This window comes from Oceanobacter sp. 5_MG-2023 (genome assembly GCF_030548165.1).
Classification (GTDB): Bacteria; Pseudomonadota; Gammaproteobacteria; order Pseudomonadales; family Oceanobacteraceae; genus Oceanobacter.
This window is the reverse complement of sequence record NZ_JAUORS010000009.1, coordinates 42,307-64,374: the sequence shown is the minus strand read 5'-3', so window position 1 is coordinate 64,374 and position 22,068 is coordinate 42,307. Positions and strand designations below refer to the sequence as shown.

At 50.8% G+C, this 22,068-nt stretch carries 22 protein-coding genes and 1 other RNA gene; 17 read left to right on the top strand and 6 right to left on the bottom strand.

Annotated features, from left to right (window positions below; all coding sequences use genetic code 11):
* Positions 1-546 precede the first annotated feature (546 nt).
* Positions 547-1,824 carry an NAD(P)/FAD-dependent oxidoreductase gene (locus Q4551_RS07985; protein ID WP_303433001.1) on the top strand — a complete coding sequence of 426 codons (1,278 nt, stop codon included), beginning with the start codon at positions 547-549 and terminating at the stop codon, positions 1,822-1,824.
* A 69-nt stretch (positions 1,825-1,893) separates the two neighbouring features.
* On the opposite strand, the gene Q4551_RS07980 is transcribed toward Q4551_RS07985, so the two are convergent.
* The 3 genes from Q4551_RS07980 to Q4551_RS07970 form a co-directional block, all read right to left on the bottom strand.
* Positions 1,894-2,478, bottom strand: coding sequence for a phosphoheptose isomerase (locus Q4551_RS07980; RefSeq protein ID WP_303432999.1), 585 nt, complete (start codon positions 2,476-2,478; stop codon positions 1,894-1,896).
* 94 nt (positions 2,479-2,572) lie between these two features.
* Positions 2,573-2,935 carry a YraN family protein gene (locus Q4551_RS07975; RefSeq protein ID WP_303432998.1) on the bottom strand — a complete coding sequence of 121 codons (363 nt, stop codon included), beginning with the start codon at positions 2,933-2,935 and terminating at the stop codon, positions 2,573-2,575.
* 12 nt (positions 2,936-2,947) lie between these two features.
* Complete coding sequence (locus Q4551_RS07970; protein WP_303432997.1) at positions 2,948-4,714, bottom strand: penicillin-binding protein activator; 1,767 nt, start codon at positions 4,712-4,714, stop codon at positions 2,948-2,950.
* A gap of 31 nt (positions 4,715-4,745) precedes the next feature.
* On the opposite strand from Q4551_RS07970, the gene rsmI reads away from it, so the two are divergent.
* Positions 4,746-5,603, top strand: a complete 858-nt coding sequence (rsmI, locus tag Q4551_RS07965; protein WP_303432994.1) for a 16S rRNA (cytidine(1402)-2'-O)-methyltransferase — start codon at positions 4,746-4,748, stop codon at positions 5,601-5,603.
* A 98-nt stretch (positions 5,604-5,701) separates the two neighbouring features.
* Positions 5,702-6,076: RNase P RNA component class A (rnpB, locus tag Q4551_RS07960), an RNA gene on the top strand.
* A gap of 39 nt (positions 6,077-6,115) precedes the next feature.
* On the opposite strand, the gene Q4551_RS07955 is transcribed toward rnpB, so the two are convergent.
* Positions 6,116-6,862, bottom strand: coding sequence for a proteasome-type protease (locus tag Q4551_RS07955; protein ID WP_303432992.1), 747 nt, complete (start codon positions 6,860-6,862; stop codon positions 6,116-6,118).
* 135 nt (positions 6,863-6,997) lie between these two features.
* Here Q4551_RS07955 and Q4551_RS07950 point away from each other — a divergent pair, with 135 nt between their 5' ends.
* The 12 genes from Q4551_RS07950 to Q4551_RS07895 all read left to right on the top strand — a co-directional run bounded on the left by Q4551_RS07950 (position 6,998) and on the right by Q4551_RS07895 (position 15,312).
* The gene (locus Q4551_RS07950; RefSeq protein ID WP_303432990.1) at positions 6,998-7,264 is read left to right on the top strand and encodes a hypothetical protein; all 267 of its coding nucleotides are present in this window, start codon (positions 6,998-7,000) and stop codon (positions 7,262-7,264) included.
* A 142-nt stretch (positions 7,265-7,406) separates the two neighbouring features.
* Positions 7,407-7,631, top strand: a complete 225-nt coding sequence (locus tag Q4551_RS07945) for an addiction module protein (protein WP_303432989.1) — start codon at positions 7,407-7,409, stop codon at positions 7,629-7,631.
* On the top strand, positions 7,628-7,804 hold the full coding sequence (locus tag Q4551_RS07940) for a hypothetical protein (RefSeq protein ID WP_303432988.1): 177 nt from the start codon (positions 7,628-7,630) through the stop codon (positions 7,802-7,804). The genes Q4551_RS07945 and Q4551_RS07940 overlap by 4 nt, the downstream gene beginning before the upstream one ends.
* A 418-nt stretch (positions 7,805-8,222) precedes the next feature.
* Positions 8,223-8,372: a transposase gene (locus Q4551_RS07935; protein ID WP_303432987.1), complete on the top strand. Its 150-nt coding sequence runs from the start codon at positions 8,223-8,225 to the stop codon at positions 8,370-8,372.
* Between the two features lie 308 nt (positions 8,373-8,680).
* Positions 8,681-8,893 (top strand): transposase, encoded by a 213-nt coding sequence (locus Q4551_RS07930; RefSeq protein ID WP_368501379.1) that lies wholly within the window; start codon positions 8,681-8,683, stop codon positions 8,891-8,893.
* Between the two features lie 218 nt (positions 8,894-9,111).
* Positions 9,112-9,555 (top strand): GyrI-like domain-containing protein, encoded by a 444-nt coding sequence (locus tag Q4551_RS07925; RefSeq protein ID WP_303432985.1) that lies wholly within the window; start codon positions 9,112-9,114, stop codon positions 9,553-9,555.
* A gap of 95 nt (positions 9,556-9,650) precedes the next feature.
* Complete coding sequence (locus Q4551_RS07920; protein ID WP_303432983.1) at positions 9,651-10,061, top strand: hypothetical protein; 411 nt, start codon at positions 9,651-9,653, stop codon at positions 10,059-10,061.
* Positions 10,062-10,197: 136 nt separating this feature from the next.
* The gene (locus Q4551_RS07915; protein WP_303432982.1) at positions 10,198-11,916 is read left to right on the top strand and encodes an AIPR family protein; all 1,719 of its coding nucleotides are present in this window, start codon (positions 10,198-10,200) and stop codon (positions 11,914-11,916) included.
* Positions 11,917-12,122: 206 nt separating this feature from the next.
* Positions 12,123-12,491: a transposase gene (locus Q4551_RS07910; protein ID WP_303432980.1), complete on the top strand. Its 369-nt coding sequence runs from the start codon at positions 12,123-12,125 to the stop codon at positions 12,489-12,491.
* 235 nt (positions 12,492-12,726) lie between these two features.
* Complete coding sequence (gene hemH / locus Q4551_RS07905; RefSeq protein ID WP_303432979.1) at positions 12,727-13,722, top strand: ferrochelatase; 996 nt, start codon at positions 12,727-12,729, stop codon at positions 13,720-13,722.
* Positions 13,723-14,040: 318 nt separating this feature from the next.
* Positions 14,041-14,322 (top strand): RNA-binding protein, encoded by a 282-nt coding sequence (locus Q4551_RS07900; RefSeq protein ID WP_303432978.1) that lies wholly within the window; start codon positions 14,041-14,043, stop codon positions 14,320-14,322.
* Positions 14,323-14,445: 123 nt separating this feature from the next.
* A complete protein-coding gene (locus tag Q4551_RS07895; protein ID WP_303432977.1) occupies positions 14,446-15,312 on the top strand; it encodes a crotonase/enoyl-CoA hydratase family protein in 867 nt (288 codons plus the stop codon).
* A 50-nt stretch (positions 15,313-15,362) separates the two neighbouring features.
* On the opposite strand, the gene Q4551_RS07890 is transcribed toward Q4551_RS07895, so the two are convergent.
* Both Q4551_RS07890 and Q4551_RS07885 read right to left on the bottom strand, forming a co-directional pair.
* Positions 15,363-17,207, bottom strand: coding sequence for an ABC transporter ATP-binding protein (locus Q4551_RS07890; protein ID WP_303432976.1), 1,845 nt, complete (start codon positions 17,205-17,207; stop codon positions 15,363-15,365).
* A gap of 180 nt (positions 17,208-17,387) precedes the next feature.
* Positions 17,388-18,704, bottom strand: a complete 1,317-nt coding sequence (locus Q4551_RS07885) for an acetyl-CoA hydrolase/transferase family protein (RefSeq protein ID WP_303432975.1) — start codon at positions 18,702-18,704, stop codon at positions 17,388-17,390.
* Between the two features lie 258 nt (positions 18,705-18,962).
* Here Q4551_RS07885 and Q4551_RS07880 point away from each other — a divergent pair, with 258 nt between their 5' ends.
* Positions 18,963-20,126 carry a type III PLP-dependent enzyme gene (locus Q4551_RS07880; RefSeq protein ID WP_303432974.1) on the top strand — a complete coding sequence of 388 codons (1,164 nt, stop codon included), beginning with the start codon at positions 18,963-18,965 and terminating at the stop codon, positions 20,124-20,126.
* 240 nt (positions 20,127-20,366) lie between these two features.
* A complete protein-coding gene (locus Q4551_RS07875) occupies positions 20,367-21,836 on the top strand; it encodes a DUF4041 domain-containing protein (RefSeq protein ID WP_303432973.1) in 1,470 nt (489 codons plus the stop codon).
* Positions 21,837-22,068: the final 232 nt, after the last annotated feature.

Below are 22,068 nucleotides of genomic sequence, written 5' to 3'. Positions count from 1 at the left end.
AAACAGACAACCCTTGCCAGCCGCTGGCAGGGGTTGTTTGGGTGATTTTTGTTGCCTGTCATTTTTGGCAGTCTACTGAAAATAATGGCAGCCAAATGGCCTGTTTCAACAAAATTTCCCGGCCACACTCCGTTGTTATGTTTATCGTGTGACAGTTGTTGCTTGGACTGGCTTGTCCAACACTTTGATTTTATTAGTGATTGCTTGTCATAATTTTTAAATATTCCTGTTGAGGAATATTGGCCTCTCTGTTGCTAATGTAATAGGGACATCTATTTAATCCTGCACGTCTCTGCGCGAGTGTTGCCGTTGTTCAGGGCAAGGCGATGAATGCAGCGAAATGACGAGTCCTTTTCAAATTCGTCAACACCGCACTGGACGACGGCAACCCGCGCTCTTCGGGGGCTGCCGGATGATCTCGACTCGGTGTCGCCGACTTTTGACTTGACCCGTCAGGCCTGCAAGTCGGCGGTGGCCCAGAGTGAGCACCGGATTAAATAGGTGTCCCCTAATGGTATCGACACACAAAAAAAAGAGAGGCTGAGCATGGCAAGAGTCATTGTATTGGGTGCAGGCACAGGCGGCATGGCCGGGGCATATGAAATCCGGGAGCTATTGGGCAAAGACCATCAGGTCACGGTAATTAATGAACGGGAAGACTTCCAGTTTGTGCCGTCTAACCCCTGGATTGCAGTACGCTGGCGTGAGCGACCGGAAATCAGCTTCCCGATTCGTCCCTACCTGGAAAAGAAAGGTATCGAATTTATTGCCTCTGCGGTAACGGCAATCGATCCGGACGAGAACTGCCTGACGCTACAAGATGGCTCTCTGCAACAGTACGATTATCTGGTTATTTGTACCGGCCCGAAACTGAATTTCGCCGCGGTGGAAGGAGCAGGCCCGCACGGTGGTTTTACCCAGTCGGTGTGTACGCTGGATCATGCTGAAGCTTGCCGTGACGATGTGGATAACCTGATTGATGAGCCAGGGCCAGTGATTGTTGGCGCATTTCCGGGGGCTTCGTGTTTTGGCCCTGGATATGAATACGCCTTTATTCTGGAAACGGAACTGCGCAAGAAAAAAGTCCGGGACCAGGTTCCCATGACCTATATCACCAGCGAACCCTATATTGGCCATTTGGGCCTGGGTGGCGTAGGCGATTCAAAATCGATGATCGAAAGCGAGCTGCGTAACCGTCATATCAAATGGATTACCAATGCCAACGTGACGCGGGTAGAAGCAGGCATGATGTATGTGGACGAGATGAACGACGACGGTTCATTAAAACAGCAGCACGAAGTGCCATTTAAACATTCCATGATGTTGCCAGCCTTTGCCGGGGTCGAACCGGTAGCGGCGGTGGAAGGGCTGGTAAACCCGAAAGGTTTTGTGATTATTGATGAATTCCAGCGTAACCCGACCTGGAAAAATATCTATGCCGCTGGTGTGTGTGTGGCGATTCCGCCGGTAGAAGAGACACCAGTGCCAACCGGAACACCCAAAACCGGCTATATGATTGAATCCATGATGACTGCCATTGCGCATAATCTGCAGGCCGATCTGGAAGGGGGTGTGGCGGATTCCAAAGGTACCTGGAGTGCGATCTGTTTGGCTGATATGGGAGATACCGGGGCAGCGTTTGTGGCGATTCCACAGATTCCACCGCGTAATGTCACCTGGTTCAAACAAGGCAAATGGGTGCATCTGGCCAAGGTGGGTTTTGAGAAGTACTTTATGCGCAAGATGAAAACCGGTTCCAGTGAACCGATATTTGAAAAGTACACCTTGAAGGCGTTAGGCATTCATCGCCTGAAAGATCATTGAAAGATCATTAAGGTAGCAAGGTAACAGGCAAGGCGAGCCAGTTGCTCGCCTTGCCCTGTCTTATTCCTCTTATTCCTCGCCGAACAGCGAACAGTCGATATAGTCGCAAAGACAATGGATCACCAGCAGGTGAACCTCTTGAATACGTGCAGTTACCGTCGAAGGCACGCGGATTTCCACATCGTCGGTGGTCAGCAGCGATGCCATGTCACCACCATCCTTACCCGACAGGGCAATCACGGTCATTTCCCGCTCATGGGCAGCCTGAATCGCTTGCACCACGTTGGCAGAGTTACCACTGGTGGAGATCGCCAGCAGAATATCCCCCTTGTTACCCAGTGCCCGAATCTGTTTGGAAAACACTTCATTGTAGCTGTAATCGTTGGCAATCGACGTCATGGTGGATGAGTCGGTGGTCAGGGCAAAAGCAGGCAGTCCTGGACGCTCGCGTTCAAAACGATTGAGCATTTCCGAGGAAAAATGCTGGGCATCGCCAGCCGAGCCACCGTTGCCACAACTGAGAATCTTGTTGCCACTGAGGATGGCGTTCACCATGGTTTGGCCGCCCCGTTCAATAAATGGCGGCAGCTGTTCGGCAGCGAGTGCCTTGGTTTCAATACTGTTGCCAAAATGGCTGATGATGCGATCTTGCACGGCGGTTCTCCGTCAACAGAAGCAGCCAATGGTAATGCATCGACCGGGCAAGACCAACATGCCAGAAGGAATTGCATATCAAATACAGTAAGAGTCAGAAGGCATTTTGTATCCAGTCAAAGATAACCGGTTTACCACTGCCGGATAACACATCAAAACGGCAGTCTGGCAAGGCGTGAGGATAGCGGTGTTGCAGATAGTGCTCGGCCGCCAGACGCAGCTTTTGTTGTTTCGCGGGGGTGACGGATTCTGCACCAGAACCATGGGCGTTACGCTTGCGATAACGGACTTCGATAAACACCAGCACCGTGTTATGGCGGCAGACCAGATCTATTTCACCCCGACGGGTGTAATAGTTACGGGCTTCAAGTGTGAGTCCCTGAGCCAACAAGAACTGCTCTGCAGCGTCTTCTATCTGTTGGCCCTGGGCACGACGGGATAGCCGTTGCGAGGTCATCGAACCACCCGGTTATTCCTGACTCAGCAGTACCGGACGGCCATCACGGAATATGGCACAAACGCTCTGGCGATGAACGCGGCGTTCGGCATCCAGCTGTATGACACCGGTTTCACCTTCCAGACGGCTGTTCGGGAAAGCCTGCAGCTGTGGCAGACGCGGTAACAGGCGATAGGCATCGACGCCCAGCGCGTACAAGCGCAGGTAAGGGCCCTGGCCATTGTCGCTGTTTTGCTCGACCTGATCATATAGCGGGCCACCTTCCAGCACCCAGGGTAAGTCGCAAAAACGGATACCATCGAGATCACGGTCGTGATCGGTATCGTTATGGCCACTGTATACGTGGGATGTGGCGTACACGGGTAAATCAACGGCAAAGTTAAAGGCCAGCGTTGGTTTGATCTGGCGCGCCTGTTGCGGTTGAGCTACCAGGAATACCCAGTCGATATCCTGACGACGGCGAGGTTCAAATTCAGTGGTCTGGCGTAACAGCTGTCGCATTTTCCGGTTACGGTTGACGCTGTCGTCCACGTTCAACAGGGCTTTGATATCCGGGTTGTAATCGTTCTGTTGCGTATAGAAACGGGTTTCTCCCAGTACGCCGCCCAAGGCTTCCCAGTGATCGCGGAAAGCCGTAAAGATACGCTCACCCCAAGAACCTTCGGGAATCATCACCAGCGCCCGGCGGTGGCCATCGGCCCAGGCCTGGTTTGCGGCCTGTATGGCATCATCTTCAGGGGCAAGGCCAAATTGGTACAGGTTGGCTGACGTGGTGGCTTCGTTGTCTGCGGCGGGATCACCGTAGTTCAGTGCCAGTGTCGGAATGGCCAAATCCTGGCGTTGCTCCAGCGCGACGACTTCCTGCTTGCTGACCGGCCCAACAACCCACTGGGCACCGCTCATTAATGCTTCCGCGTATCCCTGGCTGATGGAATCCACGCCCTGGCTGTCGATCAGAGTGACTTCCGGGGTCGGCTGTTCCGTTGCAATGGCCTGATAATAGGCTGCCAGAAAACCATCCCGAATGGCTTCTCCGGAAGCGGCCAGCGGGCCGGATAACGGTAACATCAGAGCCACTCGCTCTGGTCGTTGGTTGGCCAATTGGGTCAGGTAGGCCAGGCTGCCGGGTAACTGCAGGGCAGCAGGGTGGGTGGGGTTTTGACGACGCCACCGCGCCAGCGAGGCAAGTTGCTCGTCGACACTGAGGCTGGAATGACGGCTTAGCAGAGCCAGCTCAATCCATTGCCCCAGAACCGAGCCGGTATTTTCTGCGCGCTTGTCGGCCAGTTCTTCTTCCGACATGGCCATTAACTGACCCCAGATAGCCTCATGGTTACTGTTGGCCAACGAACCTTGCAGCAGAGGCGCAATAAACACTCGCTCTTGTACCGCGGCATAGTGCTCACCACGTTGGCCGTAAAGTGTGGCGCGTAACAAACTGATACGGGAATCCTGGGACGGAGTAGCCTGGTCTCGAAGGGACTGTAACTGCTGCAGAGACTGTTCGGCATCGTCAGGCTGGCCGGACTTTAACGCCAGCACCGTGGCGACTAACCACTGCTCGATACGCTCGCTGTTCGTCAGGTTCCGTTGCTGCAGTTGTTGCAAATACTGTCTGGCGTTGCCAAACTCGCCCCTTTCAATCGCAGTACCAGCGCGTTGCAGCAGCTCGGCATTACTCACCTGTACAGGCTGAATGGCCTTTACCGGAGTCGTGTCTTGAGGTGTCGTAGTGCATCCAGCAAGACCCAACAGCATAGCCGCTGTTGCGGTCGCCAAGAATTTCCATCCCCCAGGTGTATTTCCCCGCATGAGCTCTCTTCCCGATTCTGTTAGCGCCACGCTGTACGTCGTGGCAACGCCTATTGGCAACCTGGCTGACCTGACTGAGCGGGCCCGCCAAGTGCTGAGTGCCGTGAATATCATTGCCTGCGAGGATACCAGACATACCCAGAGATTGCTCCAGCACCTCGGCCTGCGCAAGCCGATGTTATCGGTACACGATCACAACGAACGTGAGCGTATCCAGCAGGTGAAAGATCACCTGGACCAGGGCCATGATATGGCTCTGGTATCCGACGCTGGCACGCCGCTGATTTCTGATCCTGGTTATCCTCTGGTGCAGGCATTACGCCAGGCTGGCCACAAGGTGGTGCCGATTCCAGGGGCCAGCGCCATTATTACCGCTCTGTCGGCTGCCGGTTTACCCACCGACCGCTTTACCTTTGAAGGTTTTTTGCCCCACAAAAGCAGTGGCCGCAAAGAGCGCTTGCGAGCCGTGTCGCAAGATACCTGTACTCTGGTTTTCTACGAAGCCAAACACCGGATTTTATATACCCTTGCGGATATGGCCGAAGTGCTCGGTGATCAGCGTGAGGCTGTGGTTGCGCGGGAATTAACCAAAACCTTCGAGAGTTTTTATCGCGGTACATTGATGGATATCCATGCCCAGCTATCGAGCCATGAAGATCATCAAAAAGGCGAATTTGTGGTGATGGTCAGCGGTAATCAATCACCATCACCAGCGTCTGAAATCGATACCGAACGGCTGTTCAAACTATTGCTGGCCGAGCTGCCACCAAAAAAAGCCGCCGCTATTATTGCTGAACTGACCGGCGAGAATAAAAAAGAGCTGTATCAAAAAGCATTGGGTTGGAAAGACGCCTGATGAAAAGACGCCTGATCTGGCTGACAGCCAGCACCAGCACCGCTGCGCTGCGGTTCTGCCGGTGTGCTGTATGACATTTTTATGATAGTCTCCGCGCCGGAGTCGGCCAGACAGTCGTCGCTTGTATGTTTCGGCATGCAGGGGGAGGAAAGTCCGGGCTTCAAAGGGCAGGGTGCCAGGTAACGCCTGGGAGGCGTGAGCCTACGACCAGTGCAGCAGAGAGCAAACCGCCGATGGCCTCTTTTTCTTGTAAAAAGCAGGATCAGGTAAGGGTGAAAGGGTGCGGTAAGAGCGCACCGCGCGTCTGGTAACAGTTCGTGGCACGGTAAACTCCACCCGAAGCAAGACCAAATAGGTTCCCTACAGGCGCGGCCCGCGCTGGGAACGGGTAGGTCGCTTGAGCCAGTGAGCAATTGCTGGCCTAGATGAATGATTGTCCAAGACAGAACCCGGCTTATCGGCCGACTCCGGTTATTTGAAAACCCTCACTGGCACAGCCAGTGAGGGTTTTTTTATGCCTCGTCTGCTATCGGCTGACAGACGTCACGGGTCAGCAGCGGCAAGCTGTCAAACAGTTCCTTGATGCCTTCCGACCAGGCCAGGCGCACCTGATGGAACATCTCATCGTTTTCCTGCAGCCGGATCAGACCCGGGTTTTTGACACTGCCAGCGTGATAACAGACCAGATCGAGCGGCATACCGACCGACAGATTACTGCGCAGGGTCGAATCCATCGAAATCAGGCTGCACAACATGGCGCGATCCAGCGGGGTGTTGAAGTCGATAATGCGGTCCAGTATCGGCTTGCCGTATTTGCTTTCGCCAACCTGAAAGTATGGAGTGTCTTCCCCGGCTTCAATAAAGTTGCCTTGTGAGTACACATGGAACAGGCGGTGGGGTTCGCCCTTGATTTGCCCACTGATCAACATGCTGCAACTGAAATCCACACCTTGTGATTGCCCTTGGTCGCGCTTGATCACTTCGCGGATGGTTTTGCCCACCAGTTCGGCAACGTCAAACATGGTCGGGACATTCAGTACATGGCGCTCAGCGTTACGGATGGTAGTTTGCAGTAGCGTAATCACACTTTGCGTGGTGGCCAGATTACCGGCACTTTGCAGGAAGATAACGCGCTCTCCCGGTACTTCGAGAACATGTAATTTGCGGAAGCTGGCGATATGGTCAACACCGGCATTGGTGCGGGAGTCGGATGTTAAAACCAGTCCGTTCTCGACTTTCAGTGCGACGCAGTAGGTCATGATGCATGCTTCCTGTAAAAAGGCGATCTTTGCTGTACGCATACCCTTTGTGAACAGCGAGCGCCTGGTAAGATTGGCAGCCATTGTAATCGGCGAATATGTCGGGTCAATCACACAAGTGAACAGATTTACGGAATGCTACTTACCGTCCTGAAACAGGTGAACTTCGACCCGATCCATATGACGGGCATCTGCCCGGCAGGGAACAAGATCAGTCATCGCAGTACACGAGACAATGAGCAAGGCCAACCCATCGCCTATTTTGAAGGCAGGCTGCTGCAAGGCCGGAACTGCAACAAAAAGCACCGCTGCATGAAGAATTCATCCGCAGCCAATCACCGTAAAGGCCGGAAACATAGAACAAACAAACGATGGCTGACAAAAACCGGCAATCGAAAATAAACAACAGAGAGCGAGCTGTTGGCGGGAAAAACGGGTTAGAAACAGGTTTTTCTACAGCCTCGTTAAAGCGTAAAAACGGAGTCGTGGCACCTGTTACCTATCCGTGTCAAAATCAAGCAATACGTGAACGAGAGGTTATTTTATGAATCTCCAGAAAATTGAAGACGAGGCGCTACACCTCCCGCAAGAAGAGCGAGCCCAGTTGATCCAGCGACTGGTGTTAAGCCTGGAGTCTCCGTCAGAAGACGAACTCAAATCCGATTGGTTGCTTGAGGCTCGACGCAGAGGCGAAGAGCTGGACACTGGTACAGTGCAGGCTGTGTCTGGTGAGGATGTTATGAGGAAGGCTAGAACACTGATCAAATGAACTATTCTTTTCACCCGGCAGCGGAAGCCGAGTTCCTGGAGACAGTTGGTTATTACGAATCAAAAGTTCCGGGATTGGGTGGTGCCGTCATAGAGGAATTTGAGGCCCTGGCCGCTTTAGTTGGCGAGCCACCAAAAGCTTGGCAAGTTGAATCGCAGCCAGATATTCGTTGAGCGCCCCTTCACAGATTCCCCCTTTCTATCGTTTACCGAGAAAGGCCTGACGGCTTTCAGGTTCTGGCTGTTTCACATGTCCGGCGGCGTCCTCAGTATTGGCTGGGCAGGCTTTAATAATCGGCTGCAAACCGGTGCGTGAGCACGGCGTTCAGGCTGTAGAAAAACCTCCCGACCTATGGTCTGATCGGGTTTTGAAACGCAGGAGGCGGTGATGGCTCGATTCAAGCACTACGACTACAATCAAACGTCGATGGTGGTGGATCAATTATCAGAATCAGCTGCAGTCGGGTACTTTTGAGCATGCCCTGCATTACCCCTGTTTTTTTATAAAGAGGCTGAAAAGCTGGATCTCTCTGCTTTTCACCAGCCCTACAAAAACGACACGGAAGGCCGTCCGGCTTATGATCCAACCATTTTGCTAAAAATCATCCTGTTTGCTTATTCCAAAGGCATCACCTCCAGCCGTGAGATTCAGTGGTGCTGTGAAACCAATATCCTCTTTAAAGCCCTGTCCTGCGATACCGTGCCGCACTTCACCACCCTTGCTCATTTTGTCAGTAGTTAGCCGAAAGCCATTGAAGACCTGTTTGAACAGGTGCTGTTAATCTGTGATCAGCAGGGGCTTTTAGGCCATGAACTCTTTGCCATTGATGGCTGTAAAATGCGCTCCAATGCCGCTAAGGAATGGTCAGGCACCTTTAAATAGTTGGAACAGAAACGCCAGAAACTCAAACACCTGATCCGTCATCACCTCAGTGAACATCAGGAAAAAGACCGTTGCATGAAGAACCCCTCCGCAGCCAATCACGGCAAAGGTGCAGGCCGCCAAGTCAGCTTCCCGTTAAATGACAAACGGCCACCGAGTTACACCGACTGGATGAAACATCGCGTCGACAGCCCCACGGCAAACAAATCTACAGCCACCGGATGTCCGTTGTCGAACCGGTCTTCGGCAACATCGGCACCAACAAAAGACTGAACCGCTTCAGCCTGAGAAGCAAAACCAAAGTGCAGGGGCAATGGCAACTTTATTGCCTCGTGCACAATGTAGAAAAACTGGCAAAATACGGGCATCTCAGCCAGTAAAACAGAGTGAATACAGCCTTAAACAGGCACTGAAAGCAGCACGATACTTGGCTTACAGACAACCAAAGCCTAAAAAGGCTGGAAACACAGAATAAACAAGCGATTACTGGCAAAACCGGCAATCAACAATTAACAACAGAGAGCGAGTTGTTGGTGGGAAAAACGGGTTAGAAACAGGTTTTTCTACAGCCTCGTTATGAAATATAGGAGAGTAAGTCGTGTACGTTACGCAGATTAATGAAAAAACCGTTAAAGGGATCAAAGTCCGCACCAAGAACGCTGATGAGATGAGCCCAGATACATCAAAAATATCGGGGCTTTGGCATCGTTTCTATCGTGATATTGCGCCAACACTATCAAAAGAAGCGAGTATTCTGGGCGTCTATTGTAACTACGAGTCGGACTTTACAGGTGAGTTTGAAGAGCTGGCAGGTTCTGACATGATCAAAGGCGATGGAGCTGTTGATTCTGTCACGATCAAGGGTGGCCGATACTTGGTCTTCGAGGGAAACGGCAGTATGCCTCAGACTGTTATAGACACTTGGTCTAAGATTTGGGAATACTTTGGCTCAGACAATCCAGAGTATACCCGCGCTTACACCACGGACTTTGAGTCGTATAAAAGTGATAGCGAAATTCAGATTTTTATCGCTATCGAGTAGATTTCATAACAAGGCCAGGCACGGCGACGGCTTTTTCGTGCGGCTTCGCCTTCACTACAAAGCCGCGCGTGCTAGCGGCGTTAATTGGTAAAGATATGGAAGTTGTCGTTCAAGAAGAAGTGACCGGTTGTGGCATTGCAGCATCTGCTGCACTGGCGGGTCTCAGCTATGCTGAGGCCAAAGAGAGAGCCAGCGTTCTTGGCATTCATGCGTCAGACACATCGCTCTGGTCCGACACGGAGTACGTCCGAACGCTTTTGCGAGATTTCGGTATCTCTGTGTCTCCCAAAGAAACACCATTCGAGTCTTGGGAGAAGTTGCCAGACAGGGCCCTTCTGGCCATTAAATGGCGAATAGAGCAGGGCAAGCCTTTTTGGCATTGGGTTTTGTTCGTCCGAGAAAATGGCGAGGCAAAGGTGCTCGACTCCAAAAAGGCACTGAAATCAAACGTTCGTCGGGATTTCGGGCGTATCAAGCCGAAGTGGTACATTGAGGTATCCAATTAACAAGGCGCAGCAGTTCGCGGCCGATGGCCGCCGGACGCCCTTTACGTGGCTCCTTCGTCGCCACTCCAAGGTCGCCGCTGTGCTTCGGCGTTAGATTCCGATACAAAGTTGCTCACAGATTCTAAAAAGGAAAATTATGGACAGAATTACTAAGAAGCTTCTACAAGACTTTCTTGAGGCTCAAGAGATGGAATCAGGTGACGAGCCCTCGGACTTTGAATTATTCTGTAACTACTCTGTGCTTGCCAATGAGTACAATAAAACCTTTGACGTGAAAAATATCACCGTCGGAGCAGGTGCAGATACAGGTATTGATGGTATTGCCATTATCGTCAATGGCCACCTAGTAGAAGATACTGACGAAATTGATAATTTATTGGAAGCAAATGGATATTTGGAAGTCACATATATTTTTGTTCAAGCAAAAACATCGTCTAATTTTGATACAAAAGAAATGCATGCCTTTTATTTCGGAGTTAGTGACTTCTTTGCGGAAGAACCAAAACTGGCTAGGAATGGCGATATTAAGAAGTTCTCCGAGATTTCTGAACACTTGCTTGATAATGCTTCAGATTTTAAAGATAACCCAAAATGTAAAACATTCTATCTGACAACTGGCGTTGTAAACGAGGATCAAAATATTTCCGCTGTAGTCGAATCCTCAGTTAAAGACCTAGAAAGCTATAACCTGTTTGAGTCTGTCGATGCAAAGGTCTTTGGTGCTAATGAACTCGGTAAACTTTATCGAAGGACAAAAAATCCGATTACGTCTAAGTTTACTTTTTCAAACAAAGTAGCTCTTCCTGAAATAGAAGGGATTGATCAAGCATATTACGGGGTTCTTCCTTTTTCTGAGTTTAGAAAACTGCTTATAGATGATAATGGAAACATACAAAGCATCTTCGATGACAATGTTCGAGATTTTCAAGGAATTGGAAACCTAGTGAATAACAATATTAATGAAACACTAAATAGTGGATCACCAGATCTCTTTAGTGTACTCAATAATGGAGTGACTATTGTTGCGGACTCGATTAAAACATCAGTAAATTCATTCACAATTACCGATTATCAAATTGTTAATGGATGTCAAACAAGTAACGTTCTATATGAAAATCGTAATAATGAAGGTATTAGTGATATCAGTATTCCATTGCGGCTAATAGTAACAATTGATGAAGATGTGAAGTCCGAGATTACTGTGTCTACAAACAATCAGACAGCTATTAAAAAGGAGCAGCTAGCGGCCATGTCTGATTTTCAAAAGAATCTACAGCATTATTACTCTTCGATAAATGGAGAGGGCAAGCTGTTTTACGAAAGAAGGGCAAAGGAATATAATTCAGATAGAAATGTTGTTAAAAGAAAAGTAATTACCATCGCAAACCAAATTAAGTCTTACTCAGCAATGTTTAATAAGAATCCTCACATGGTTACCACATATTTAGGTACGCTAGTGAAAACAATGGGTGATTCGGGTTCAAATTTGTTTGAAGAAGATCATCAATTTTCTCCTTACTATATGGCTGGCCTGGCTTTTTATAGACTAGACTCTCTTTTTCTTAATGGAACCATTGATAAAAAATACAGAAAGGTTCGCTTTTACATTCTAATGCTTGTCCCTATGATTGGCAGTGCAGAGCAGTTTCCGCCCTTAAATAGTCAGAAGAAATGTGAGCGCTTTTGCAATCCTATTATTGATAAGCTAAATGACGAAAACATTTTTCCTAGTATATTTTTGGAAGCGGTTAAAATTATTGAGGTTTCTGGCTCAGATGTTGAAGATAAACAAGCACTAAAATCACGAGCCATGACAGATCAAATTCTAGGTGCCTATAATGGCCAAAAAATCTAACAAACGCATGTTGTCGGACTGGTTTTCCGCTGCGCGCCAAACCAGCCGCAAATGCGGGCGTTCAGGCTGTAGAAAAACCTCCCGAACTATGATCTGATCGGGTTTTGAAGCGCAGGAGGCGGTGATGGCCCGATTCAAGCACTACGACTACAACCAAACGTCGATGGTGGTCATTAATTACCTGGATCAGTTACAGCCCGGTACTTTTGAGCACGCTCTGCATTACCCCTGTTTTTTATAAAGAGGCTGAAAAGCTGGATCTGTCAGTTTTTCATCAGCCCTACAAAAATGACCAAGAAGGCCGCCCAGCCTACGATCCAGCCATTTTGCTAAAAATCAGCCTGTTTGCTTATTCCAAAGGCATCACTTCCAGCCGTGAGATTCAGTGGTGCTGCGAAACTAATATCCTCTTTAAAGCCCTGTCCTGCGATACCGTGCCGCACTTCACTACCTTTGCTTATTTTGTCAGCAGCCAGCCCCAAGCCATGAACTCTTTGCCATTGATGGCTGTAAAATGCGTGGTAGTTTTCAACCCAGTTGCCCACATAGCTGCGTTTAAGCAGTCTGTTTATTGAACTCAATCTCCTGCAGTTTTCCAGGATTGAGCGAGACGGATCCGACGGCTTCCCAGTTTCGAATATCGCCAGATCAGTACTTGGGGTTCAGCCCCTTTGTTCGTTTATAAGCCACTTCATGTTTGGCTAACAGCTCTGTATCGAAAGTGAGCGATTGTCAGACTTTTAATGACCTTTAAAAGGGAGCTGGGTAAACTTACGCAAAACTTATACAAGCGGCTGCTAAGGAGCATTCATGTCATCCAATCAACCACCGTTCGGGGTGCTGTTGGTCAATCTTGGGACACCAGAGGCCCCAACCGCTGGGGCGGTGCGCAAGTATCTGGCGGAATTTCTGTGGGACCCTCGGGTGGTGGATGTTGCGCGGCCATTGTGGTGGCTGATTTTACATGGCGTGATTTTGCGTATTCGTCCTGCCCGGGTAGCCAGGGCCTATGCTTCGGTCTGGCGTGAAGACGGTTCACCATTGATGCACTTTTCCCTGTTACAGCAGCAGGCATTAAAAGAAGCACTGAGCCAGCACTATGGCTGCGATATTCCGGTTGCCCTCGCCATGACCTATGGCCAGCCGGATATGGAACAGGCTGGCAGAAGCCTGCGTCAGGATGGTGTCAGCAATATGCTGGTGCTGCCGCTTTATCCACAATATTCCTCATCCACAACGGCGGCGGTTCTTGATCGGTTGGCCAAAGGGTTAAAACGCTGCCCGCATCTGCCTGGCATGCGCTGGATCAATAGTTACTACAATCATCCTTTGTATATCCAGGCGCTGGCCCAGTCGGTGCGGGATTATTGGCAGGAACATGGGCGGGGCGACCGCTTGATGATGTCGTTTCACGGTATTCCGCAGCGTTATGAAGATAAGGGAGATCCTTATCCGGCACAGTGTCGGGAAACGGCTCACTTGCTGGCAGACGCATTAAAGCTGTCGCCAGAGCAATGGATCTGTTCTTTTCAGTCGCGCTTTGGTCGGGAAGAGTGGGTCAAGCCTTACACTGACCATACGCTCAAGGCGTGGGGCGCAGAAAAGGCCGGACGGGTGGATATTATCAGTCCAGCCTTTGCCGTTGATTGTCTGGAAACCCTGGAAGAACTGGATGTTGAAAACCGTGAGTTGTATCTGGCGTCGGGTGGCAGCGATTTTCATTACATCCCTTGTCTGAACGATCGTGACGATCATATTCAGATGATGGTGGAGCTGGTCAGCAGTAACACCCAGGGTTGGCGCTGATTCCGGGGAACCGGGCTATAAACGGCTGGTTGACAGGGCGGCAGGCGTTGATGTCGGGCCGGAGGATAGACAAGCAAAATCCATCCCGAGCGGGGTTGTGTGGTGGTGTTGACGGGTGCCAATTATGCCCATGATTGCCTCTTCGCATGGGTTGATCAATTGTCATAAAAACATCTTTGACTTTGCTATAACGGCTTAATAATCTGCCTGACTACAGAGACGAAGCAGGCTGGTATATCACCTGCAAATGATGATGTGGGCCGTGCCGTGAAACGATGCGGAATAAACCATGGACAACCCTGTTGACTGGAATGACGTATGAATATCTATGTTGGCAACTTGCCTTACTCCACAACCCAGGATGAACTGCACGAGCTGTTTTCCCGCTTTGGCGAGGTAGAGCGGGCAACGGTAGTCATCGACCGTGAAACCAATCGCTCCAAAGGATTCGGTTTTGTCGAAATGGCCAGCAGCAGTGACGCCAGCAGCGCTATTGAAGCCTTGAATAACACCGATTTGAATGGTCGGGTTTTACGGGTGAACGAAGCCAAGCCCAGAGAGAATCGACCTCGTACACCACGGGCACCGCGGCCGAGCTGAGTCTCTGGCCAGCAGTGGGCTGCTGGTATCTCCATAACGAGACATTGCTTCCGGTTTTGTACGATAGAGGACGGTTTTTGTCCTCTCTGGTCATAGCCGCCGTTACCCTCTTGTGGAAGCATGATGGCACTCTTTCTGCCGGAACTGCATGCCATGACTTCTTCCTCCCCATCGACTAGCTCACCCTCTGCGCCGCGTGTGACCTGGGAGGTGAGTCAGCACATCGCCGTGGTGTATCTGAACCGGCCGGATAAACTGAACGGGCTGGATCGGCCCATGTTCCAACAGTTGATTCAGTGTGCCCGTGATATTCGTCGGGATCGTTCGATCCGGGTGGTGATATTGGCCGCCAAAGGCGATTCGTTTTGCGCCGGGCTGGATTTTTCGGCGGTCAGCAAGGACCGCTGGATGATTCCCAATCTGCTGCTGAAATGGCCCTGGAGCAAAACCAATCTGGCCCAGCAAATTGCCATGTGTTGGCGAGACTTACCGGTGCCCGTGATTGCGGTGGTGCACGGCAACTGTTTTGGTGGTGGCTTGCAGATGGCGCTGGCGGCTGACTTTCGTTTTGCCGATGTGCAAACCCGTTTTTCCATTATGGAAATGAAATGGGGGTTGATACCGGATATGAGTATTCTGACCAGCCTGACCAATCTCACACGTCAGGATATTGCCAAAGAACTGACCATGACTGGACGGGTGTTCGATGCTGCGGAAGCGCAGTCATATGGACTGGTAACGCAAGTGAGTGAGACGCCGATGGATGCCGCCATGGCCCTGGCCCAGAAGTTGGCCCAGCGGTCTCCGGACGCGATTGTGGCGACCAAGCGGCTGTTTAATCAAGGCTGGAAGCGAGGTGAATGGTCGGCGTTACGACTGGAGCGTTGGCTGCAATACGGCTTGCTGGGGCGTAAAAACCAGCAAATAGCGATGAAGAATGGCCTGAATAAAGGCTCGAAAGAGCCACGACCCTTTGAGCCGCGGCGCTGAGATCAGTAGGACTGTGCTGCTTGATTACCGGCATGGCATGGCAGAGAGGCTCAGTCTTCGCCAATAAATCCACCGGTCTGATGGGCCCAGAGCTGGGCGTAAATTCCGCCCTGAGCCAGCAGTTGCTGATGAGACCCTTGTTCGACAATACGGCCTTGATCCATTACCAGCAGGCGATCCATGGCGGCAATGGTTGATAGCCGGTGGGCAATGGCGATCACTGTCTTGTTTTCCATCAGTTTGTAGAGGCTGGCCTGAATCGCCGCTTCGACTTCAGAATCCAGTGCCGAAGTTGCTTCGTCCATCATCAGGATCGGCGCATCTTTCAACAACACCCGGGCGATGGCGATCCGCTGGCGCTGGCCACCCGACAGTTTGACACCACGTTCACCGACCTGGGCATCAAACCCCTTGTTGCCATAAGGGTCGTGCAGGCCGTGAATAAAGTCGAGGGCTTCGGCTTTGCGGGCCGCTTCTATCATATCTGCTTCGCTGGCATCCGGGCGACCATACAGAATATTGTCACGCACGCTGCGGTGTAACAACGAGGTATCCTGAGTGATCATGCCGATATTGGCGCGCAGGCTGTCCTGGGTAACGTCGGCAATGTTCTGGCCGTCGATACGAATGGTGCCACTGTCGATATCGTAAAACCGTAACAACAGGTTGATCAGGGTGGACTTGCCCGCCCCTGAGCGGCCGACCAGACCAATTTTTTCACCTGGCTGGATGTGAATATCCAGATCACTGAAAATCTGCCGGTGGGTGTCGGAGTCGATGCCCTGATACCGGAAGTTGACCTTGTCCAGCGTGATTTCTCCACGTTGGACGGTCAGTGCCTGGGCGTCCGGTTTGTCCAGCACACTCAATGGTGTCGACAAGGTATTGATGCCATCGGAGACGGTGCCCAGGTTTTCAAACAGGGTGCCGACTTCCCACATAATCCACTGCGACATGCCGTTGATACGCAAGGCCAGGCTGACCGCAATGGCAATGGCGCCGACACTGATGGCGTGCTCCATCCAGAGCCAGATCGACAGGGCTGCTATGGTAAATACCAGCAAGTAGTTGATGGATTGCACGGCGACATTCAGACCGGTGCCGAGTCGCATTTGCTGGTGTACCGAGTCCATAAATCCAGTCATTGATTCACGGGCGTAGGCGGTTTCACGCTGGCTGTGGGAAAACAGTTTGACGGTCTGGATATTGGTGTAGCTGTCGACGATGCGGCCGGTCATTTGTGAGCGGGCATCGGCTTGTGCCGCCGAAACCCGTTTGAGTCGTGGTACAAAATAGATCTGGATCAGCACATAGGCCAGCAGCCAGCCCAGCATCGGCAGTATCAGCCGCCAGTCGGCTGCCGCGACCATCACAATAATGGCGGTGAAATACACCAGGATATAGACCAGTACATCCAGCAGTTTCATGACGGTTTCGCGCACGGCGAGGGCCGATTGCATCACCTTGGTGGCGACACGTCCGGCAAAGTCATCCTGATAAAAAGCCAGACTCTGGCGCAACAGATAACGGTGTGCCAGCCAGCGAATTTTCATCGGGTAGTTGCCCATCAGGGTCTGGTGCACCAGCGCCGAATGCAGAAAGCTGGTTAATGGCATCAGCACCAGAATCACCAGCGCCATGCCGATCAGGCTGGCGTATTCTTCCTGCAAAAAGGTATCGGGATTTTTTTCCGATAACCAGTCAACCAGATTACCCATAAAGCCAAACAGGGATACCTCCAGAATCGCTGCCAGCGCCGTTAGCAATGACATGCAGACCAGTGGAATCTCAACTCCATGACTGTAATGGCGACAAAAGGCATACAGGCCTTTGGGGGGCTGTTCCGGTTGCTCAGGTGGGAAAGGGTTAACCAATCGTTCGAAAAAATTCAGCATAGGATAAAAGCTCGGACACTCGTCAGGCAGAGTGAATCAGGAAGGCGGGTTTGGCCCAATGGCCTGATTCACGAAAGCCGCTACCTTAAACCAGAGACGTGACCTTGATAAGTCTGTTCGATGGATTGCCCTGTTCGAACAGACTGGCCATGCGTGTGGGCGCCGCACGGCGGACTGGGGTCAGTGACAGTATCCCAGCTGGATGGCTTGCTGTGTCAGCTCCTCACGGAACTTGGGATGGGCGATACCAATCAACGCTTTTACCCGTTGCGGGATCGACATGCCTTTCAGGCAGACATTGCCGTATTCGGTGACGATATAATGGGCATCCATCCGGGTATCGGTCACAGTGCCGCCGGTCAACTGCGGCACAATCCGGCTCAGGTTGTCGTGCTTGGCGGTGGAGTGCAGGGCGACAAACGAACGGCCACCTTTGGAACCGTAAGCCCCACGAACAAAGTCCAGCTGGCCGCCGGTGCCCGAGAACGGATGGCCAAGAATCTGCTCGGCGTTGATCTGGCCAGTGATATCCACCTCAATGGCGGAGTTGACCGAGACAATATTGGGGTTTTCCCGGATCACGCTGGGATTGTTTACCCAGGAAGCCGGGAAGCCCACGATCGACGGGTTATCGTCCATAAAATCAAACATCGCCCGATCGCCCAGTGCCAGAGTAAAGACGTGTTTGTGCTGCATGACACGCTTGAGGCGTCCATTCAGGGCACCACACTTGATCAGCTTGACCATGGCCGGAGAAAACAACTCCGAATGCAACCCCAGGTTCTGGTGGTGCTCCAGCATGGACAAGACCGCATTGGGTACACCACCAACGCCCATTTGCAGCGTGTCGCCGTTATCAATCCGCTCCGCGACCTGACGGGCAATGGCCCAGTCGACATCGGATGCGGCTGCGTCTGGCAGCTCGGTGAGTGGCACATCGGCTTCGATCAGCGCTTCAACTTCTGAAATATGCACCGAACATTCACCAAAGGTACGCGGCATATGGTGATTGACTTCGACAATCACCTTGCGGGCTTTGCGGATCACCGTGGCGCTGTAATCGGCGTTGGTGCCGAGGCTGAAATAGCCGTGTTTATCCATCGGCGACACTGTCACCATCAGACAATCCGGGCTGATGTTTTCGGTCAACATCCGGCCTACCTGGTGAAACGACGAAGGGACAAACTCGATCCAGGGGTGGTCGGCATTGTTCTTGACAGCCAGACGGTCATAACTGCTCAGAAACAGGCAACGAGGTGTAAATTTACCCCGCATGGCAGGGGTCAGCAGTTGTTCTTGCAACGTTGCGGAGCCGTGCATGTAATAAATGTTAAGTGCAGGCAGGGCATCGTTTTTATAGGCATCCGCAATCGCCGTAATCAGCGCTGGTGGCATGGCGACTCCCATACCGAGAATCAGGTTGTGGCAATCACTCAGTCGCTCCGCAGCCTGTGATGGCGTCAGGCGTTTTTCCATATACAAATCATTCCAGCTCATAAGGCGTCCTTTGGGTTAAGCGGGTCAGGAGGAAATAGTAATCGATGGGTTTTATAGCATCATCTGCCACTGATACGGCAGTATTGAGACGATCTGGATCAAGGTTTGGGTGATTGCTTGCGGCTGCCGATGTTGATCATATTCTGTGATCGTAAAGAGAAAAAAATAGCGCTTTTACTTCTCGTAAATAACCCTATCTTTGCGCCTCCCAATCAGCACCCACGCTGACGGATCTTATTCGAGGAGACAACGAGCCAGATGCTCACTCAACCAGAAGATTACTACGACGCCGATACCTTTGCGCGCATCAAAGCCTTTGCCGATCAACAGGAAACCCCTTGCCTGGTGATTGATACACAGCTGTTTGCCCGGCAACTGGATTCCTTGCTGGACTGTTTTCCGTACGCCAAAACCTACTATGCCGTGAAAGCCAACCCGGCCCCGGAATTGCTGGCGATATTGCAGCAACGTGGTTGTAATTTTGATGTGGCATCACGGTACGAGCTGGACAAGGTGTTGGCATTGGGTGTGTCTGGTGATCGGGTGAGTTTTGGTAATACCATCAAAAAAGCGGCTGATATCCGCTACTTTTTTGACAAGGGTGTCACTCTGTTTGCCTCCGACAGCGAAGCCGACCTGCGTAATATCGCCCGTGCGGCTCCCGGTGCCCGGGTGTTTATTCGTATTCTGACCGAGGGCGCCCAAACCGCCGATTGGCCGTTGTCGCGCAAATTTGGCTGTCAGACCGATATGGCGTTGGATCTGTGTATTCTGGCGCGTGATCTGGGGTTGGTGCCGTATGGTATTTCCTTCCATGTGGGGTCCCAGCAGCGTGAAATCGGTGTTTGGGACTCCGCCATCGCGAAAGTGAAATGGATCTTCGAACGACTGCAAGAAGAAGATGGCATCAAGCTGCAAATGATCAACCTGGGGGGCGGTTTTCCGGCCAACTATATTAGCCGCACCAACGATCTGGAAACCTACGCCGAAGAAATTACCCGCTATCTGCGAGAAGATTTTGGTGATGATTTTCCGGAAGTGATCCTGGAACCGGGTCGTTCGCTGGCAGCCAATGCGGGGGTGTTGGTCAGTGAAGTGGTGCTGATCAGCCGCAAGACCCGATTTGGGTTACACCGATGGGTGTACACCGACATTGGTAAATTTGGTGGGTTTATTGAAACCATGGATGAAGCGATCAAGTACCCCCTGTATGTTGAGAAAAAAGGCGAAGCAGAAGAGTGCGTGATTGCCGGGCCAACCTGCGATAGCGCTGATATCTTGTATGAAGATTACAAATATCAACTGCCGCTGAATCTGGCGATGGGGGATCGTATGTACTGGTTTTCTACCGGGGCTTACACCACCACCTACAGCGCGGTGGAATTTAACGGCTTCCCGCCGTTACAGGCGTATTGCATCTGAATCTGACGGACAGCCACGGAGGGCGTCTGTTCGGTCGGAGCGCGTCCGGAATAACGATGGTTTACTCCGAAACAGCGCTTTGTAAAACCAATCCATTCTTCGCATTTTTCCGCATGCCTGATCGTCTCTGCATCACAAGTCAGAAATTATATTAGAAAGCTTTCCTGCTCTTTTCGTTGGATCATCCTTTTTTCTGAGGTAATCTCAGAAGCTCAACAGCTTAAAATAAAGGACGCACTGATGGAAACGGACTCTAATTTGAATATTAACCTGGTCATTCTGGCTCTGGTTATCATCCCCCTTGTTATTGCTTTTGCCATAGCATATATCGCCCGTGTGCGACGACAGAAAATGCGGCAAGAGCGTGATAGCGCACTAGCCGAAGCCAATACACTGCGAGAAAAATATGGGTTGGTTATCGATGTGGAAGCAGAAGCCAAAGCTATTCTCGATGATGCGGCGTCTCAAAAACGTAAAGTTGATGAGCTGGAAAAAAGTGTTGAGTCAACTCGTGATGTTATTATCCAGCGAGCTAAAGATCAGGCAGATTCATTACTAGACAAAGCCAGAGTCGAAGCAGAGCGTATTGCCGGTAATGCATTGGAAGCCAAAGAAAAAGCCGATAGCTACAAATCTGCCATCAGAGCAATGCGTAATCAGATTGAGGGTTACAGCGACGATTACATCATTCCCAATCATAGTGTGCTGGATGATCTTGCCGAAGAGTTTGGGCATAAGGAAGCAGGCGAACAGCTCAAGGAGGCCCGTGCCAACATCAAAATGCTGATTAAAGAGCAGCAAGCGGCAACCTGTGATTACGCAGAAGCTAATCGTCGAACTACCGCTATATTGTTTGTACTGGATGCATTTAATGGCAAAGTCGATACAGTTCTTTCTAAAGTAAAACACGATAATTACGGTAAATTGGAGCAAGAAATCAAGGACTCTTATGCGTTGGTTAACCGGCATGGAGAAGCCTTTCGTAATGCCCGTATTCAGGGGGCCTATTTAAATAGCCGACTTGAAGAACTGCGGTGGGCTGTTTCCGTCCAGGAATTGAAATTAAAAGAACGGGAAGAGCAAAAGGTCATTCGAGAGCAGATCCGAGAAGAAGAAAAAGCACGTCGGGAAATGGAAAAGGCCATTAAAGAAGCGGAGAAAGAAGAAAAATTGTTGGCCAAGGCTCTCAAAACCGCACGGGAGCAGCTGGATGCGGCTAATGATGATCAAAAGGCCGAGTACGAAGCCAAACTGGCAGAACTGCAAGGTAAATTGAGTGAGGCCGAATCTCGAGGGCAGCGTGCTATCTCAATGGCTGAGCAAACCCGCCGTGGTCATGTGTATGTCATTTCCAATATCGGCAGTTTCGGTGAACACGTATATAAAATCGGGATGACTCGCCGATTGGAACCGTTGGATAGAGTGAAGGAACTTGGTGATGCGTCTGTGCCATTTAATTTTGATGTGCACGCGATGATCTTTAGTGAAGACGCACCATCATTGGAAAAACAATTACACCGTCAATTTCATCAGGATTCTGTGAATAAAGTAAATCCTAGGAAAGAATTTTTTGGAGTAAGCCTACCTGTTATTCGCCAGGCTGTAGAACAGCTTGGTGTAGCGGATATTCACTGGACTATGAAAGCTGAGGCAGCTGAATATCGAGAAAGTTTGGCAGTTGCGCGTGAGCAAGAAACTGTAGTGGCTTGATAATTTTTATTATAAATGGATTATTATTTATGTCTGTAAATATCGGCAGAATATGAAGTTTGAAGAGGATTTTCGCTGGATTGCCAAAGCTGTTTTGGGACTACGCCCTGGGGAGGGACTAGCCTCAATATTATGGAAGTGACCCTGTAGTCAATATAGGGGGGGTAATAAGCAGTCCTCTGTCCAGTTTAGGGGTTGTATTATAAATCGTATAAAAGGTGTTACTGACGAG